This is a genomic window from Mycobacterium sp. (assembly GCF_002863225.1).
Classification (GTDB): Bacteria; Actinomycetota; Actinomycetes; order Mycobacteriales; family Mycobacteriaceae; genus Mycobacterium.
This window is the reverse complement of record NZ_PKEK01000041.1, coordinates 35,811-52,583: the sequence shown is the minus strand read 5'-3', so window position 1 is coordinate 52,583 and position 16,773 is coordinate 35,811. Positions and strand designations below refer to the sequence as shown.

General features: G+C 66.5%; 17 protein-coding genes. 6 read left to right on the top strand and 11 right to left on the bottom strand.

The genetic code is table 11. The annotated features are described in order from the left end of the window. Positions 1–482: 482 nt before the first annotated feature. Positions 483–1,076, top strand: a complete 594-nt coding sequence (locus tag CYU59_RS12695) for a hypothetical protein (protein ID WP_292989892.1) — start codon at positions 483–485, stop codon at positions 1,074–1,076. 216 nt (positions 1,077–1,292) lie between these two features. Further along, positions 1,293–2,468 carry a serine hydrolase domain-containing protein gene (locus CYU59_RS12690; protein ID WP_292990285.1) on the top strand — a complete coding sequence of 392 codons (1,176 nt, stop codon included), beginning with the start codon at positions 1,293–1,295 and terminating at the stop codon, positions 2,466–2,468. 37 nt (positions 2,469–2,505) lie between these two features. Here the strand turns inward: CYU59_RS12690 and CYU59_RS12685 are convergent, their stop codons facing one another. The 5 genes from CYU59_RS12685 to CYU59_RS12665 form a co-directional block, all read right to left on the bottom strand. Next, positions 2,506–2,814, bottom strand: coding sequence for a hypothetical protein (locus CYU59_RS12685; RefSeq protein ID WP_292989890.1), 309 nt, complete (start codon positions 2,812–2,814; stop codon positions 2,506–2,508). A gap of 713 nt (positions 2,815–3,527) precedes the next feature. Next, positions 3,528–4,340 (bottom strand): DNA-formamidopyrimidine glycosylase family protein, encoded by an 813-nt coding sequence (locus tag CYU59_RS12680; RefSeq protein WP_292989888.1) that lies wholly within the window; start codon positions 4,338–4,340, stop codon positions 3,528–3,530. A 6-nt stretch (positions 4,341–4,346) separates the two neighbouring features. Further along, a complete protein-coding gene (locus CYU59_RS12675) occupies positions 4,347–4,829 on the bottom strand; it encodes a ribose-5-phosphate isomerase (protein WP_292989886.1) in 483 nt (160 codons plus the stop codon). Between the two features lie 29 nt (positions 4,830–4,858). Beyond that, positions 4,859–5,470 carry a DsbA family protein gene (locus CYU59_RS12670; RefSeq protein ID WP_292989884.1) on the bottom strand — a complete coding sequence of 204 codons (612 nt, stop codon included), beginning with the start codon at positions 5,468–5,470 and terminating at the stop codon, positions 4,859–4,861. A gap of 85 nt (positions 5,471–5,555) precedes the next feature. After that, the gene (locus tag CYU59_RS12665; protein ID WP_292989882.1) at positions 5,556–7,235 is read right to left on the bottom strand and encodes a PGRS repeat-containing protein; all 1,680 of its coding nucleotides are present in this window, start codon (positions 7,233–7,235) and stop codon (positions 5,556–5,558) included. Between the two features lie 256 nt (positions 7,236–7,491). On the opposite strand from CYU59_RS12665, the gene pepN reads away from it, so the two are divergent. Next, on the top strand, positions 7,492–10,074 hold the full coding sequence (gene pepN / locus CYU59_RS12660; RefSeq protein ID WP_292989880.1) for an aminopeptidase N: 2,583 nt from the start codon (positions 7,492–7,494) through the stop codon (positions 10,072–10,074). Between the two features lie 90 nt (positions 10,075–10,164). On the opposite strand, the gene CYU59_RS12655 is transcribed toward pepN, so the two are convergent. The 3 genes from CYU59_RS12655 to CYU59_RS12645 all read right to left on the bottom strand — a co-directional run bounded on the left by CYU59_RS12655 (position 10,165) and on the right by CYU59_RS12645 (position 11,564). Further along, positions 10,165–10,632, bottom strand: coding sequence for a DUF5130 domain-containing protein (locus CYU59_RS12655; protein WP_292989878.1), 468 nt, complete (start codon positions 10,630–10,632; stop codon positions 10,165–10,167). Beyond that, on the bottom strand, positions 10,619–10,843 hold the full coding sequence (locus tag CYU59_RS12650; protein ID WP_292990283.1) for a hypothetical protein: 225 nt from the start codon (positions 10,841–10,843) through the stop codon (positions 10,619–10,621). The genes CYU59_RS12655 and CYU59_RS12650 overlap by 14 nt, the downstream gene beginning before the upstream one ends. Positions 10,844–10,907: 64 nt before the next feature. Next, positions 10,908–11,564, bottom strand: a complete 657-nt coding sequence (locus CYU59_RS12645) for an HNH endonuclease (protein ID WP_292989875.1) — start codon at positions 11,562–11,564, stop codon at positions 10,908–10,910. 160 nt (positions 11,565–11,724) lie between these two features. Here CYU59_RS12645 and CYU59_RS12640 point away from each other — a divergent pair, with 160 nt between their 5' ends. From CYU59_RS12640 to CYU59_RS12630, 3 genes are read left to right on the top strand one after another with little or no spacing between them, the layout of a single operon-like run. Further along, positions 11,725–12,120 (top strand): globin, encoded by a 396-nt coding sequence (locus CYU59_RS12640; RefSeq protein ID WP_292989872.1) that lies wholly within the window; start codon positions 11,725–11,727, stop codon positions 12,118–12,120. Next, a complete protein-coding gene (locus CYU59_RS12635) occupies positions 12,120–13,715 on the top strand; it encodes an alpha-amylase family glycosyl hydrolase (protein WP_292989869.1) in 1,596 nt (531 codons plus the stop codon). The genes CYU59_RS12640 and CYU59_RS12635 overlap by 1 nt, the downstream gene beginning before the upstream one ends. 32 nt (positions 13,716–13,747) lie before the next feature. Continuing rightward, entirely contained in the window at positions 13,748–14,782 is a 1,035-nt protein-coding gene (locus CYU59_RS12630; RefSeq protein WP_292989866.1) for an FAD-dependent oxidoreductase, read from the top strand. A gap of 39 nt (positions 14,783–14,821) precedes the next feature. Here CYU59_RS12630 and CYU59_RS12625 read toward each other — a convergent pair whose 3' ends face one another. Genes CYU59_RS12625 through CYU59_RS12615 form a run of 3 tightly spaced genes read right to left on the bottom strand, consistent with a single transcriptional unit; the run spans position 14,822 to position 16,701 of the window. Beyond that, complete coding sequence (locus tag CYU59_RS12625) at positions 14,822–15,577, bottom strand: LLM class F420-dependent oxidoreductase (RefSeq protein ID WP_292989864.1); 756 nt, start codon at positions 15,575–15,577, stop codon at positions 14,822–14,824. Positions 15,578–15,625: 48 nt separating this feature from the next. Then, positions 15,626–16,297 carry a hypothetical protein gene (locus tag CYU59_RS12620; RefSeq protein ID WP_292989861.1) on the bottom strand — a complete coding sequence of 224 codons (672 nt, stop codon included), beginning with the start codon at positions 16,295–16,297 and terminating at the stop codon, positions 15,626–15,628. Next, positions 16,285–16,701 carry a thioesterase family protein gene (locus CYU59_RS12615; RefSeq protein WP_292989858.1) on the bottom strand — a complete coding sequence of 139 codons (417 nt, stop codon included), beginning with the start codon at positions 16,699–16,701 and terminating at the stop codon, positions 16,285–16,287. Before CYU59_RS12615 ends, CYU59_RS12620 begins: the two co-directional genes overlap by 13 nt. Positions 16,702–16,773: the final 72 nt, after the last annotated feature.

The window sequence follows — 16,773 nt, the reverse complement described above, 5'->3', positions numbered from 1 at the left end:
GACCCCGGTGCCTGCAGCCGAATCAACTCGGCACGCTCGACAGGTCAAAGCGGTGCGGCGTCGCCATGACCGAGTGATCGGCCGGCCTCAGCGGCCGAAGTCGGTGGCTGTTGCCGGCGGATTCACTTCTGCCAGCGGTCCTCGGGTCAGTACCCCGGAGCAGACACTCCGGGGAACGCGGACATCGAGGACGAGACATGTGAACAGCCTTGCAGGAGACCGTCATTCCTGGCCTATCTCATCCACAACTCTGGGAAACCTCATAAGTCATCGTGCGTAGAACAACCATGGACGACGCTGGGTGCGGTGTCGTGCGGGACGGCCGTCACGGACCCACACCCGGCTTGCTCCGCCGGCAAGCCGCCCGGATTTCTCTGCGCTGTGCTGCTTTTCGCCTGTCAGGGGCGGCACCCTGTCGAGGTGACCTCGGGACCCTCGGCTGCGCGACAACCGGGGCGACGTAATTGGGTACGTTGGAGCCAATGAACCTCCGTAGGACGCTGCTGGCAGCGCAGGCAACCGTGGGCGCAATCGTCGGACGAACTGGCGATCTGTTCACCGGCGATTCGGTGGTGCACCAGGCACTCTTTGCGGTTGACGAGCACGCACGAACGCCCGGGTCTGCTCCCCTGTTCACCGAAGGGGTGCCACGAGAGATCTACGTTCGGCTCGGAATTGCCGAGTCGGGGCGCTCCGCCGTTCGATCTGTCAGCCTGAAGTTTCCCGACGCCTACGGATCAGGCCACGACCAAGACTTCCTGCTCGCTTCGTCCGGCGACGGCGCTCCCCTGCACCACGTCACGGTGCCGGTCGCGACAGGGCAGCCGGTGCTGTATTCGTCGCTGTGGCTCTACCTCGTCGGCGTGGTCCCGACCCTGTTCGGTCTCCGCGCCGACGATGTTGAACTCGGCGAAGGCGACGTCATCGAGTTCTGCGTCAGCGCACCCATCGGTAGATTTCGCAGGGTCGGAACCATCACTCTGCAAGGCCGGGACGACGCGGCCGGCGACCTGGAGTTCGCAGCTGGTCACTCCGGCGGCAATATTCGCCCGCTGCCGCCCGTGTCCTTCTACTGATCGCTCTGCGCCCGGTGCGGGCGTGGCGATATCGGCAGAGCCCGAACGGGCCTTACTGTGAGAGCGATCGTTCGCACATTCCGCTCCATACCGGCGTCAGTGGCCCGCGGGCTACGCTGAGGACGCTCGCAGCGGCTGCGTCGGCCCGGTGGCCGACAAAGCTGGACCGGCAAGCCGAGGAGGCTGACCATTCAGCATTCAGGCGCCACGGCCGACATACAGATCCACGGCACCTGTGTGCCCCGCTACCAGGGTGTGCAGGACGCTTTCGCGGAAAACTTCGTGCAGGGCAAGGAAGTTGGCGCAGCCGTCGCGGCCTGGGTGGACGGCGAATTGGTGGTCAATCTGTGGGCCGGCTCGGCCGATGAAGCCGGCAACCGCCCGTGGAAAGAAGACACCCTGTCGACGGTGCTGTCCGGCACCAAGGGCCTGACCAGCACGTGCGTGCACCAGCTTGTCGAGCGCGGCGAGCTCGATCTGGACGCGCCGGTGGCCCATTACTGGCCCGAGTTCGCGCAAGCGGGCAAGAAAGACATCACCCTGGCGATGGTGATGTGCCACCGGTCGGGTGTGATCGGGCCGCGTCAACGGATGGACTGGAAACACGTCACCGACTGGGATTATGTGTGCGAACGCCTCGCCGAGGCCGAGCCATGGTGGGCGCCGGGGACCGCGCAGGGCTACCACATGACGACGTTCGGCTTCATCCTCGGCGAGATCTTCCGCCGGGTCACCGGCCGCACGGTCGGTGACTACCTACGCACCGAGATCGCCGAGCCACTCGGCGCCGAGATCCACATCGGCACTCCCCGCGACGTGCAGCAGCGGTGCGCAGATCGGATCGCCAAGCCGCACATCCGCGACATGCTCGCCGACGTCAACGCGCCCGGTTACCCCACCTCGCTGTCCGAGCACCCGAAGGCGGGCTTGTCGGTGTCGATGGGCTTCGCGCCTGACGACGAGGTGAGTTCGAACGATCTGGACCTGTGGCGCGAACTCGAATTCCCCGGCACCAACGGTCAGGTCTCCGCTCTGGGATTGGCGACGTTCTACAACGCGCTGGCCGAGGAGAAACTGCTCACCCGCGCGCACATGGATCTGATCCGGGTCTGCCAGGGCGGGCTCGACACCGACCTGGTCCTCGGCCCCCGCGTCGCCGACCACGGCTGGGGCCTGGGTTACATGCTCAACCAGCGCCGGGTGAACGGCCCAAATCCTTCGATATTCGGCCACGGCGGGCTCGGCGGGTCGTTCGGCTTCGTCGACCTTGAGAACCGGATCGGCTACGCCTACGTGATGAACCACTTCGACCCGACCAAGGCCAATGCCGACCCGCGCAGCGTCGTGATGAGCAACGAGATCTACCGGGTGCTCGGCGTCGACGTGCGCTGAGCTTCCCGACGACCCCGTTGCTCACTCGAGCTTGGTATTAGTGGCGACCGCCACCGGGGCCGCCGTGGCCACCATGATCGCCGGGGCCACCGAACCCGCCACGGTCACCCGGTCCGCCACGGTCCCATCCGTGGTTGCCCGGTCCGCCGCGGTCGTAGAACCCACCGCGGTCACCGAATCCACGATCTCCGGGGCCGCGCCAATTGTCGTGGCACCGACCCGAGTCCCAGTTGTTGCCCCAACCTTGGTCCCAGAAGTCGCCTGGACACCACTGCGGGAACGGGCCGGGCTGAGCTTGAGCCACCGTCCCGACACCCATACCGGCCAGGCCTAAACCTGACGCCATTACTGCTGTTGCTGCGACAAGACGAGCGACTCTCTTCATACCTCCTCGATACCACTGCATAGTGTGTAAACCGTGTGAGGAGTGCGCGACAACCTCGCGTTGTGCCGTTGCGGCCAAATAAAATTCGCTATCGCGCCGATGTGGCAGCAGCGGCTTTCGTCGTCCGGTCGCGCCAATAATGTTCAACTGCAGCAATTTACGTCAGCTTCTTCCAATTCGATCTCGGAGGATTGACACCCGCTTCTCTTCGCGCGCACGAAAAACGTTGGATTCAAAATAAATTCGCTTCCCGACCTTTCCGTGCCGGTATCGACCGGATCGGTGCACGAATCAGCGTCGCTCCGGCCTAAACCTGCTCACGAGTCGCCCCGCCGGCCCCGCCACCGGAATCACCGCCGCCCCCGGCGTCACCTCCGCCCGAAACGTCGGGGCCGCCTGACCCATTGTCGGCTGGACCGCCTACTCCCGGTCCCGGCCCGCCGCCATCGGGGGCCAGGCCCCCGGAATCGTGCCCGCCCGCGTCGTGGCCTCCGGGGTCACCTGTGCCGCCTGGGCAGCGCATGAGCATCGGCGCCGCCGCCGAATCCAAGAGCTGCCGCCATCGCTGCCGACGCGATCGCACACCCGGCGAGCTTGTTCATAGCCCATGCCTACGCGCGCCGGCTATGCCCGCAGTCAGAAGATGCTGTCGACCGGCTGGGAAGACACTACGGTCAGGTCTGACAGGTCGGACACCAAAAGAGGTTGCGGCCCTCCAATTCAGCTGTGCGAATGGGGGTTTCGCATACCCGACAGGGGTCGCCGGTGCGGCGGTAGACGTATTTGCGCGCCCGCCCCTGTCCGCGGCCCCGCGGGGCCTCGCCATGATCGTGCTCGGGTCGCACGGTGATGATCTTGCCGCGGCGAACCCCGACCTTCATCAGGTCCACCAGGTCGCTCCAGGCGTCGGCGAACTCCGACTCGTCGATTTTCTGACCGGGCCGGTAAGGATCGATGCCGTGCCGGAAAAGCAGCTCGCTGCGATAGACATTGCCTACCCCGGCGATGATGGTCTGGTCCATCAAGAGGGCACCAATTGATCTGCGCGACTTCGTTATTCGCTTCCATGGCCAGGCCGGGTCGGCGTCGCGTCGCAGCGGGTCGGGCCCTAGCTTAGCGACGACGTCGTCGACTTGGGCCTCGTCGATGACCTCGCACACCGTCGGACCCCGGAGATCGGTGCCGTACTCGGCGCCGACCATACGCATTCTGACCTGCCCCACCGCGGCGGGTATCTCCCCGTCGTCCGGTCGCGCCCATTCCCGGAAGGTGCCGTACAAACCGAGATGCACATGCACGATTGCGCCGCCGGAGTAGTGGTGAAACAGATGCTTGCCCCAAGCGCTGGCACTCTCCAGCACGCGACCATCGACATTGGCCGCCGCCGTTACGAATCGGCCCTGCGGGCTCGAGACCGCTACCGGCGCACCGGCGTAACGCTTCTGATGCAACCGGGCCAGTCGGTGCAGGGTATGCCCCTCGGGCACGGCCGGTTACTCGCTGCCGGCGCCGGGCACCGGTGGCGCCTGGTGGGTGCGTTCGTATTCCTCGAGAATGTCGATACGCCGTTGGTGGCGTTCGGCTTTCGACCACGGCGTGGTCAAGAACGCGTCGACGATGGCGAGCGCCTCGGCCGCGGTGTGCATGCGTCCGCCGATGCCGATCAGCTGGGCGTTGTTGTGCTGGCGGGCCAACGACGCGGTCTCCACGCTCCATGCCAGCGCACAGCGTGCGCCCGGGACTTTGTTGGCCGCGATCTGCTCACCGTTGCCCGATCCGCCCAGCACGATGCCGAGGCTGTCTGGGTCGGCGACGGTCTTGGCTGCTGCGGCAATACAGAAAGCCGGGTAGTCGTCCTCGGCGTCGTAAGTGTAGGCGCCGCAGTCGATCGGCTCATGACCGGTCGCCGTGAGGTGCTCGATGATCTGCTGTTTGAGTTCGTAACCGGCGTGGTCGGAGCCGAGGTAGACGCGCATGACGGTGATCTTTGCACCGCCGAACGGAACTAGTCGAACTCGGGGCCCTCGGTGCGGCTGCGCTTGAGCTCGAAGAAGTGCGGGTAGGACGCGAACGTCACCGACGCGTCCCAGAGCTTGCCGGCCTCTTCGCCGCGCGGGATCCGCGACAACACCGGACCGAAGAATGCGATGCCGTTGATGTGGATGGTGGGCGTGCCCACGTCGTCGCCGACGGCGTCCATCCCGGCGTGGTGACTCTTCCGCAGCGCTTCGTCGTAGGCGTCGGTGGTGGCGGCGTCGGCCAACTCGACCGGTAGGTCCAGCGCCTTGAGCGACTGTTTGATGACGTCGTCGAGGTCTTTGTTGCCCTCGTTGTGGATCCGGGTGCCCATCGCCTCGTAGAGCGGCGCCAAGATCTCGAAGCCGTGGGCCTGCTCGGCCGCGATCGCGACCCGCACCGGGCCGAACGCCTTGGCCAGCTTCTCCTTGTATTCCGAGGGCAGGCCTTCGCGGTTCTCGTTGAGCACCGCCAGGCTCATCACCTGGAAGTTCACCGTGATGTCGCGGACCTTCTCTACTTCCAGGATCCAGCGGGAGGTGATCCACGCCCACGGGCACAGCGGGTCGAACCAGAAATCGGCGACTGACTTCTCGGACATGCGGGATCCTCTCCTCGACGGACGCTAGCCGTCCAGCACAACCCTAGCCGCGGCGGTCCAATTCCCGGTCGACAGCGCCGTGCGACTACGCCGCCGGACGGGGACCGATCAGACCGATGCCGTTCATGCCCGGCAGACCGTCGGCGTCGCCGAAGCCGTCGCCGCCGGCGCCCCCGAGACCGGGGGTCGCGGAAACCCCACCCAGGGCGTCGCCGCCGTTACCGCCATTGCCACCGGGAGCGACAAGGCCGCCGTTATTTCCGTCGCCTCCGTTACCGCCTGACGCGGCCCCGCTGGCCGTCGCATTGCCGCCGTCACCGCCGATGCCTCCGTTGCCGGTCAGTCCGCCGCTGCCGCCGCTGCCGGCCTGACCACCTTGAGCGTCGCCGCCGGTCGACACCGCGTCACCGCCACGTCCGCCGTAGCCGCCGGTGCCCGAGCCTGCAGAACTGCCACCGTTCCCACCGTTGCCGCCGGCTGCGGTGCCGAGTGCGGTCTGAGCCGCGCCACCGTTGCCCGCGGCACCGGCGTTGCCGATTACCGAGGCACCGCCACTGCCGCCACTGCCGCCGATCGAGGTGCCCACGCTGGTTGCACTGCCACTCTGTCCGCCGTTCCCACCGGCACCGCCGCTACCGAAATCACCGGCGGCACCACCGTTTCCGCCGGCCCCGGCGATCCCGCCGTCAGGCGCGTCGCCGCCGGCACCGCCACTGCCGCCGCTGCCCGCCAGCGACGCGCCGGCGCCCCCGTCGCCACCTTGGCCGAAGAACGTAGAACCGCCGCCATTGCCGCCGTTGCCGAACATCACTGCCGCGGCGCCGCCGTCTCCGCCATCGCCGAACGTGCTGGCGCCACCGTTTCCACCGGTGCCTGCGATGGCACCACCGCTGCCTCCGGCGCCCCCGCTGCCGTAGACGCCCCCGGTGCCACCGTTTCCGCCATTGCCGGCGAGCGCACCGCCGTTGCCGCCGTTTCCGCCAGCCTGACCGGTCAGCGTGGCGGCGCCGCCGTTGCCACCGTCACCGAAAATGCCCGCGTTGCCACCGCTGGCACCAGCGCCTCCCTCGCCGCCGTTGCCGAGCAGCAACCCGCCCGTGCCACCTGACCCGCTGCTGGCTCCAGCACCGCCGTCACCACCGTCGCCGCCGTTACCGAAAAGTCCGGCAGCTCCGCCGTTGCCGCCATCCACACCGACCGCTGTGCTGCTGTAACCATCCCCGCCGTCACCGAATAAAAACCCGCCGGCACCACCGTTGGGATCAAGGACGGTGCCGTCGGCGCCGTTTCCGATCAGTTCCTGCCCGAACAGCGCTTCGAAGGGCCTGTTGATCATCGGGTCCAGTGTCTGGCCCAACGGGCTGGCGATCCACTCCTGCATCATCCGCTCGAAGAGCTGTCCGCCGGAGGCGTCTGAAAGCCCCGAGCCGGCCGGCGACAAATCCATTGCAACCAGCTGACTTGCCGGCAGCGCTGACGTGAGATCAGCTGCACCAGAGCCGAATCCGCTGCTACCCGATGCTTCGGTGGCCCAATTCAGGATGTTGAGATCTACTCCCCCGAGCGGGTCGGCCCACGCAGTGAAGAGACCGGAAGCACTGTCGACGACCGGATTGATGACGAGGTCGTAGGCATCGGCGTTGCTGCTCGGCGCAGACACCAACGTGGCAATCCCACAGGCCAACAAGGCTCCGGCAACGGACCTGCGACGTCGCCGCACGATCGGCAACCGGGTCCTGCGAATGGTGGTGTGTTCAGGAGCCATCGGTTTTTCCCATGCATTCGTGCCGCGTCGAAATCGACGCGTGAGCGACGTCCGAAGTTTTTAGACGAACCGTGACGCAGATACCGCATCCCCGACTGCATCACCGGTTGCCAGATGACAATAGTCCCGAATTTCGGCCGTGCACCCACTTCTGCATCCTGCCCGCCCGCATTTGAACCGCCGCCGCAAGATGTGACCGCGCCCCCATGATCAGGCCACTCTCCGGCCCGTGGTTCGAACCGCCTAAGTTGGACACGTGGCTCTCCCCAACCTCACCCGCGACCAGGCTGCCGAACGCGCCGCACTGGTCACCGTCGACAACTACCGAATCGCCCTGGACCTCACCGACGGTGACGGCCGGCCCGGCGAACACACCTTCCGCTCCACCACGACCGTCACCTTCGACGCTCTTGCCGGCGCCGACACCGTCGTCGACATCGCCGCCACGACCGTGCGCGGCGCGACACTCAACGGCAACGATCTCGACGTCTCCGGCTACAACGAGTCGACCGGCATCGCCCTCACCGGACTGGCCGAACACAACGTCCTCGTCGTCGACGCCGACTGCCGCTACTCCAACACCGGCGAGGGCCTGCACCGATTCGTCGACCCGGTCGACGATGAGGTCTACCTGTACTCGCAGTTCGAAACCGCCGACGCCAAGCGGATGTTCGCGTGCTTCGACCAGCCGGATCTGAAGGCCACCTTCGACATCTCGGTGACCGCTCCGCAGCACTGGCAGGTGGTGTCCAACGGGAGCACGGTGAGCGCCGTCGACGGTGTCCACACGTTCGCCACCACCCCGAAGATGAGCACTTATCTGGTCGCGCTGATCGCCGGGCCCTACGCCCGCTGGGACGACGTCTACCGCGACCAGCACGGCGAGATCGCCCTGGGCCTGTTCTGCCGGGCCACGCTCGCGGAATTCATGGATCCCGAGCGGCTCTTCACCCAGACCAAGCAGGGGTTTGGCTTCTACCACAACAACTTCGGGGTCCCCTACGCGTTCGGCAAATACGACCAGCTGTTCGTACCGGAGTTCAACGCGGGCGCGATGGAGAACGCCGGCGCTGTCACGTTCCTGGAGGACTACGTCTTTCGCAGCAAGGTGACCCGGGCGTCCTACGAGCGCCGTGCAGAGACGGTGTTGCACGAGATGGCGCACATGTGGTTCGGCGACCTGGTCACCATGCGGTGGTGGGATGATCTGTGGCTCAACGAGTCTTTCGCCACCTTCGCGTCGGTGCTCTGCCAAGCCGAAGCGACCGAATTCACCACGGCCTGGACCACTTTCGCCAACTCCGAGAAATCGTGGGCCTACCGCCAAGACCAGCTGCCGTCCACGCATCCGGTGGCCGCTGACATCCCGGACCTGGCCGCCGTCGAGGTCAACTTCGACGGCATCACCTACGCCAAGGGCGCCAGTGTGCTCAAGCAGCTGGTTGCCTACGTCGGACTGGAGCACTTCCTGACCGGCCTGCGGGACTACTTCCGCGCCCACGCCTTCGACAACGCCACCTTCGACGACCTGCTGTCCGCTCTCGAGAAGGCGTCGGGCCGCGACCTGTCCGACTGGGGCCGGCAGTGGCTGAAAACGACTGGGCTCAACACACTTCGAGCGGACTTCGACGTCGACGCCGACGGCAAGTTCACCCGCTTCGCGTTGACCCAGAGCGGCGCCGCACCCGGCGCCGGAGAGACCCGGGTGCATCGCCTCGCCGTCGGCATCTACGACGACGACGGCACCGGCAAGCTGACCCGCTCGCATCGCGAAGAACTCGACATCGACGGCCCGAGTACGGAAGTAGCTGCACTGGTCGGGGTTTCGGCGGGCAGCCTGGTTCTGGTCAACGACGACGACCTGACGTACTGCTCTTTGCGACTGGATCCCGGTTCGCTGAACACCGCACTGGGTCGCATCGCCGACATCGCCGAGCCACTGCCGCGGACATTGGTCTGGTCGGCGGCGTGGGAGATGACCCGCGACGCCGAGCTGAAGGCCCGCGACTTCGTGTCGCTGGTGTCCGGCGGCATCCAGGCCGAGACCGAGGTCGGTGTCGCGCAGCGCCTACTGCTGCAGGCACAGACCGCGCTCGGGTCCTACGCCGACCCCGAGTGGGCCCGCACCGAGGGCTGGCCGGCGTTCGCCGACCGGCTGCTGGAGCTGGCCCGCGGTGCGGTGGAGGGTTCGGATCACCAGTTGGCCTTCGTCAACGCGTTGTGCACGTCCTTGCTGTCGGCGCCGCACGTGTCGGTGCTGACCGACCTTCTCGACGGTGACCCCGCCGACCTGGGTCTGGCCGGTCTGACCGTCGACACCGATCTGCGCTGGCGGATCGTCACCGCGCTGGCAGCAGCCGGCGAGATCGACGGCGATGGGCCGGCGACGCCGTTCATCGACGCCGAGGTGAAGCGCGACCCGACAGCGGCCGGCAAGCGCCACGGGGCGCAGGCCGCGACGGCGCGGCCGCAGGCAGCGGTGAAGGAACAGGCCTGGACTTCGGCCACCGAGGACGACACCCTGGCCAACATCACCACCCGGTCGATCATCGCCGGATTCGCCCAGCCCGGACAGGGTGAGCTGCTCAAGCCCTTCGGCGCCAAGTACTTCGCCGCGATCCCCGGCATCTGGGAGCGGCGGTCCAGCGAGGTCGCCCAGACCGTCGTGGTCGGGCTCTACCCGTCGTGGGACGTCAGCGACGACGGCATCGAGGCCGCAGACGCCTTCCTGGCCGACACCGACCTGCCTCCGGCGCTGCGACGACTGGTGCTCGAGGGCCGGGCCGGCATCGAAAGGTCTTTGCGGGCGCGACGATTCGACGGCGGCGGCGAAGCCTGACCCGCCGTCCCATCGGGGACGTGCGGAGTCATACGGAGTCCATCGGCGTGTCGTGTGCGAACACGCACGCACGCGGGGTGAAGCGCGGGATCAGGCGGGTGAGATCCCGGCGCTGGTCACCCGGACCGCGCTGACCAGACCGTCGATCAGGTTGCCGTCCTTGAAGGACGCCGCGGCGGCGGCGACGCCGAGCGGTGCGGCCGACTCGGCTCCGCGTCCGCGCACGGCTGAGCCGTAGACCACCTCGATCACGCGCTGATCCGGTGAGACGGCGATCAGCACGGCGTCGTTCGGGGTCGGCACCTTCGCCAGGATCTCGCGTGCTTTCGCCCCGGTGTCAGCACCCAGGTCGCCGACGTAGACCGCGAAGCGCGCACCCGCGGCACGCGATCCGTAAGTCAGCGCGTCGTCGAGGGTGACCAGGTCGTTGATCGGGAACGGATAGTGCACCGACAGTTCGCCCGGCTCGGTGACACCCGAGATCCGGCCGCTGGTGGTGATCGCCGAGCCGTGCGGCAGTTCGGCGGGAGTGATCGTCGCCAATTCACCACTTGCCACTTGCGCCACCCCCCACGCTGAAGTCGTCGTGGCCGTGCCCGTGACCGTGGCCGACGGACTCGTCGGTCGCGGCCCACAGGATCGGCGCGTGTGTCCAGGAATCCGGCAGCTTGTAGGTCGCCGGGTGGGGCCCCTTGCGTGACCAGATCGCTGCGGCCAGCAGGATCGTCAGCACCAACGGGACAGCCAGGAAAAGTGCGTGAATTTCCATGGTGTTCACGACGCAAACCGTATCCCACCGGCAGTCGGGGGGCCACACACGATGGCCGGTCCGGTCAGGCCGCGCCTTCGCCGAGGTACCGCGCCCAGGCCGGGTCGAGCTCCTTGACCGTCGACAGCAGCCGCCAGTGCTGACCTTTCGGCGGAGTCGGCGCCATCCGCAGCGACCAGCCCAGCTCGGCCAGCAACTTGTCGCCCTTGCGGTGGTTGCAGGTCGAGCAGCAGGCGACGCAGTTCTCCCACGAGTGCTCACCGCCTCGGCTGCGTGGCACCACGTGGTCGACGGTGTCGGCTTTGGCGCCGCAGTAGGCGCAACAGAACCGATCGCGGTGCATCAGGGCCGCGCGGGTCATCGGGACGCGGGCGCGATACGGCACCCGGACGAAGGTGCGTAGCCGGATCACCGACGGCACCGCGATCGACCTGGTCGACGAGTGGACGACCGGCCCGGTTGGATCATCGTGGACGACGTCGGCCTTGCCGCAGATCAGCATCACGATCGCCCGCCGGACCGGCAGTGCGGTGAGGGGCTCGTACGTGGAGTTCAGCAGGAGCACCCGGCGCCGATTCCAGACCGATCCGCCGTCGTGCGGTCCCGGCGGGTGCCCATCGACGGTGGGAACGCTGTGCAGGGTGGAGCCGTTTGCGGGCCCGGTGAGGCCAGCCGCGGCACCTGAACTGTGGTGGCTGCGGCGTTTTGTGCGCTGCGCCATACGTCCTCCGCTGACCAGTCCACCACGATTCGCTTGCGAGCGCACGCCAAATTGCCGAGTGTTCGCTGGTCAATCCGGTGAACACCGGGTAGCGCAGCGCTCGCCCAAGGTTCACATGTCGCTCGGCGGCCGGCTTCGGCCATGGCCCACAATGGAGACGATGGAACAACCACAAGAGACTTTCTACGATGCCGTCGGCGGGGCGGATACGTTCCATGCGATCGTGGCGCGCTTTTACGAGCTGGTCGCCGAGGACGAGATCCTGCGGCCGCTGTACCCCGAGGATGATCTCGCGGGTGCCGAGGTACGGCTGCGGATGTTCCTCGAGCAGTACTGGGGTGGCCCGCGGACGTACTCCGACCAGCGCGGGCATCCCCGGCTCCGGATGCGGCACGCCCCCTTTCAGATCGGCCCGTTCGAACGCGACGCGTGGCTGCGATGCATGCACACCGCGGTCGCCTCCATCGACTCGACAACTCTTGACGACGCGCACCGCAAGGCGCTGCTCGACTACCTGGAAATGGCGGCACACTCAATGGTCAACTCGCCCTTCTGATGAGCACCCGACAGCAGCGACCGTGGTGGGCGGACGCCCTGTTCTACCAGGTGTATCCGCGCTCCTTCGCCGACAGCAACGGCGACGGCGTGGGTGACATCGACGGTGTGGCCGAGCGGCTGGACTATCTGGGCCGGCTCGGCGTCAACTCGATCTGGTTCAGCCCGATCATGGTGTCGCCGATGGCCGATCACGGCTACGACGTATCAGACCCCCGCGACATCGATCCGTTGTTCGGCAGCCTGGCCGCACTGGAGCGTCTGATCGCCGCGGCGCATCAACGCGGCATCAAGATCACGATGGACCTGGTGCCCAACCACACCAGTTCCGAGCATCCGTGGTTCCACGAGGCGCTGGCCGCCGACCCGGGCAGCGCCGCGCGGGACCGCTACATTTTCCGCGACGGGCGCGGACCCGAAGGGGCTGAACCGCCCAACAATTGGCAGTCGGTCTTCGGTGGGCCGTCCTGGACGCGGGTCGTCGAGGCGGACGGTAGGCCGGGCCAGTGGTACCTGCATCTCTTCGATGTCGAGCAGCCGGACCTCAACTGGGACAACCCCGAGGTCTTCGACGATCTCGAGAAGACCCTGCGGTTCTGGCTCGAGCGTGGGGTCGACGGCTTCCGCATCGATGTCGCGCACGGGATGGCCAAGCCGCCGGGCCTGCCGGATACCGACGTCGAGATGCGTCCGCGGATGCTCAGCGACGGCGATCCCCGGTTCAACCATCCCAATGTGCATGCGATCCATCGCAATATCCGTCGGGTGATGGACGACTTCCCCGATGCGGTGACGATCGGCGAGGTGTGGGTCTTCGACAACGCCAGCTGGGCCGAATACGTCCGTGCCGACGAATTGCACCTGGGCTTCAACTTTCGCCTGGTGCGCGCGGAGTTCGACCTGGTCGAGATTCACGATGCGATCGAGAACACGCTGGCTGCGGCCGCGCTGGAAAATGCAACGCCCACATGGACGTTGGAGAACCACGACGTCGTTCGCTCGCCCACCCGTTACGGCGGCGGTGAGGTCGGATTGGACCGCGCCCGCGCCGTCGCGATGCTGACTCTCGCGCTGCCCGGGGCGGTGTTCCTCTACAACGGTCAGGAATTGGGTCTGCCCAATGTCGAGCTGCCCGACGAGGCGCTGCGCGATCCGACCTGGGAGCGTTCCGGGCACACCGTCCGCGGCCGCGACGGGTGCCGCATTCCGATCCCGTGGCGCGGTGACGCTCCCCCGTTCGGTTTCTCCACCTCGGCCGACACCTGGTTGCCGATACCACCGGAATGGGAATCACTCACCGTGGAGAAGCAGCTACTCAACGCCGCCTCGACGCTGTCGTTTTTTCAACAGGCCCTTGAAATACGGCGTAGTCGAATCGAATTCAGTGGAGACAGCGTCGATTGGCTGGACGCACCGCAGGGCACGCTTGCCTTCGCCCGCGGTGCGGACGGATTGCGCTGCGTGCTCAACGCCGGCACGAACCCGATACCGCTGCCTGATGGCGAGCTGATTCTCACGAGTGCACCGTTGGTCGACGGCGAGCTCGCACCGAACGCGGCCGCGTGGATCGTGCCGTCCTCTGGCCCCCGCGAGTAGCGCATGACTGCGCGAATCTCTATACATAACGCATGACTTATGCATGGGCGGTCATCGGTGCCGGGCCGGCAGGCATCGCGGCCGTAGGCAAGCTGCTCGATCACGGGGTGTCTGATTCCGACATCGCCTGGATCGACCCCGCGTTCGGAGCCGGCGACCTCGGCGCGAAGTGGCGATCGGTGTCGAGCAACACGAAGGTCAGCGCATTTCTGGAATACCTGAATGGCGCCAAGGCTTTTCGCTTCTCCGAAGCGCCCCCGATGCCATTGACCGAAACCGATCCCGAGGAGACGTGTGCCCTCGCGCTGGTCGCCGATCCCCTGCTGTGGATCACCGAGCATCTGCGGCAGCGGGTCGACACATTTGAAACCACCGCCACGACGCTGACCCTGCAGAACCGACAGTGGCACATCGGGACCGAACAACAGGCGATCACGTCGGCGAACGTGATCCTGGCAGTGGGCGCAACCCCGAATACGCTCGATTACCCGCAGCTCAAAGAGATTCCGCTCGAGGTTGCCCTCGATCCGGAGAGGCTGGCCGACGAACCGCTGGAGAACGCGACGGTCGCGGTGTTCGGGTCGTCACACTCGTCGATGATCGCGCTTCCGCACCTGCTTCGCCATCCGGTGGCAAAGGTGGTCAACTTCTACCGCAGTCCGGTCAAATACGCTGTCTATCTAGATGATTGGATCTTCTACGACGACACCGGCCTCAAAGGGCGGGCAGCGGTCTGGGCCAGGGAGAACATCGACGGCGTGCTGCCGGAGCGTCTGGAACGCTGCCTGGTCGACGGACCCGACTTCGACCGGAAACTCGCCGAGTGCGATCTCGCGGTGTACACCGTCGGCCTCGACCGCAGATCATCGCCCGAAACTCCGCAATGGGGTCAGCTTGATTACAACCCCGACAGCGGCATTCTGGCCCCTGGACTCTTCGGCGTCGGAATAGCCTTTCCGCAGCGCGCGGTCGATCCGTACGGCTACGTCGAATACCGGGTCGGCCTGAAGAAGTTCATGGAATACCTGCACGAGGTACTACCACTGTGGACTAAGTACTCGACGTAGTCGGCGCGAAACATGTTGCGCGCCGGACCATCACAAAGCTCAGCCGCGCAGCTCGACAAGGCGGCGCACCTTGCCCAGGTCGTACGGTGCGGGTAGACCCAGGATGATGTGCGTCGCCCCGGCGCTGACGAACTCCGAGATCTCCGCCTGGTCGACCCGCGGCACCCAGACCGTCCGCTCGATCGAACTCGGGTCCCGCCCCAGTTGGTCGCACCAGCGGTCCAGGGCGGCGCTCTTGGCCGCGAAGGTTTTCGGATCACCGAAGCCGTTCCACATGTCCGCGTACTCGGCCACCAGCCGGAGCGTTCGCCGCTCGCCGTTGCCGCCGATCAAGATGGGAAGCGGTCCAAGGGGGCCCGGTCGTAACGCGCTGAGCCTGCGGCGAATTCGCGTGATGCTGGCTTCCAGAGCATCGAAGCTCTCCGCGACCGTCGGCACCGGATAGCCGTACTCCACGCAATCCCTCTCACTCCAGCCGGCGCCGATGCCCAGCACACCGCGTCCACCGGACAGATGATCGAAAGTCCGCGCCATATCGGCCAGCAGATCGGGGTTTCGGTAGCCGTTGCCGGTAACCAGCATCCCTATCTGGCTGACATGTCGGGTCGTCACCGCCATCGCAGCAAGCAGCTGCCACCCCTCGAAATGGGAGTCGTCTGGGTCGCCGTACAGCGGCGGGAAGAAGTGGTCCCAGGTCCACAACGAGTCGACACCGAGTTCGTCGATCTCCTGCCATGCGGCACGCAGGTCAGCCACCGAAGTGTTCTGCGGGTGAATCTGAACTCCGACCTTCATCGGCCGCCTCGCTTTCTTCTCGTCGCACCCGCAACCGCGCGGGTGTGATCAGCGCAGCACCACCGCCGGGTTGCCCAGGCGGCGGTACACCGAGCCGAACCGCGCATCGATGCGCAACCAGGCCTTCGCCATGCGGACCCGGACAATCTCGTCGGAATCGACGGCATCGCCGTCCTGGGGAAGGAAACCCATTGCGGTCAAAGCGAACACACACCGCATCGGCACGCCGACGGATTCGCTGCCCGCGCTGACCTGGATCACCTCTTGATCCAGCAGCGACACCGGCGGACCCTGCGAGCTGCCGTGCTCTTTGGCCAGTTGAGAGCCGCGCTGCGCAAGCTCCAGCATCAGCCGGGCCGGCACGTCGTCCAGATGGGTGAAGCCCGCGTCCGGGGGCAGCGCGCCCCGCCACGCCGAGTCCATCGGAAAGCCCGGATCGACATAGCCGGCGCTGTCTACCGCGGCCAACCCTCGGGCCAATTCGTCTGCGCCGACCGACAAATCATCGGGTCGAACGACTCCGGCGACCACCCTGCTGGCCAGCACATCCAGGCCTGTCGACGCCCAGGCGGTGAACTCGCCGGCCGATCGCACACGCAGCCGGACAACGGTGGCGGCATCGAGTCGCACCGCCCGCTCGGCGAATGCGGCCAGGTCGGCACGGTGCGCGGCGATGGAGTCGGGGCCCAGCCACACTCCCCGGTCGGCTATCTCAGCCACCGCTGCAGGTACTCCCGATGGTGGGGCGCCAGTCGCACGAGTCGCTGCTCGTCGATGTTGAAAGCGGCCAGTTGTGACTCCCCGATCACTGCCGGCTTGGAGTCCGGGGCCGCGTTGACTGAGCGCACTTCGTAACCGAGGGTGAAATCGACCGCCCGCAGTCGCTTGGTCCACATCGTCACCTGCAGCGGTGAATCAATCAGCCGCAGTTGACCTTTGTAGGTGACCCGAACGTCGGCGATCAGCAGACCCACTTCGAGGATGTCGGCCTCGAAGGCCGGTTTGAGGAACGGGACACGCGCCTCCTCCATGATCGTGATCATGATCGCGTGGTTGACGTGTTGATACATGTCGATGTCGGACCACCGGACCGGTACCGGCGCAACAAAACCCGGCTGGTTCATGCGCCGCTCCTCATCGCGATGCTCTGCATCGTCGCCGGCTGGGTCACGCGCCGCTCCTCCTCATCGCGATGC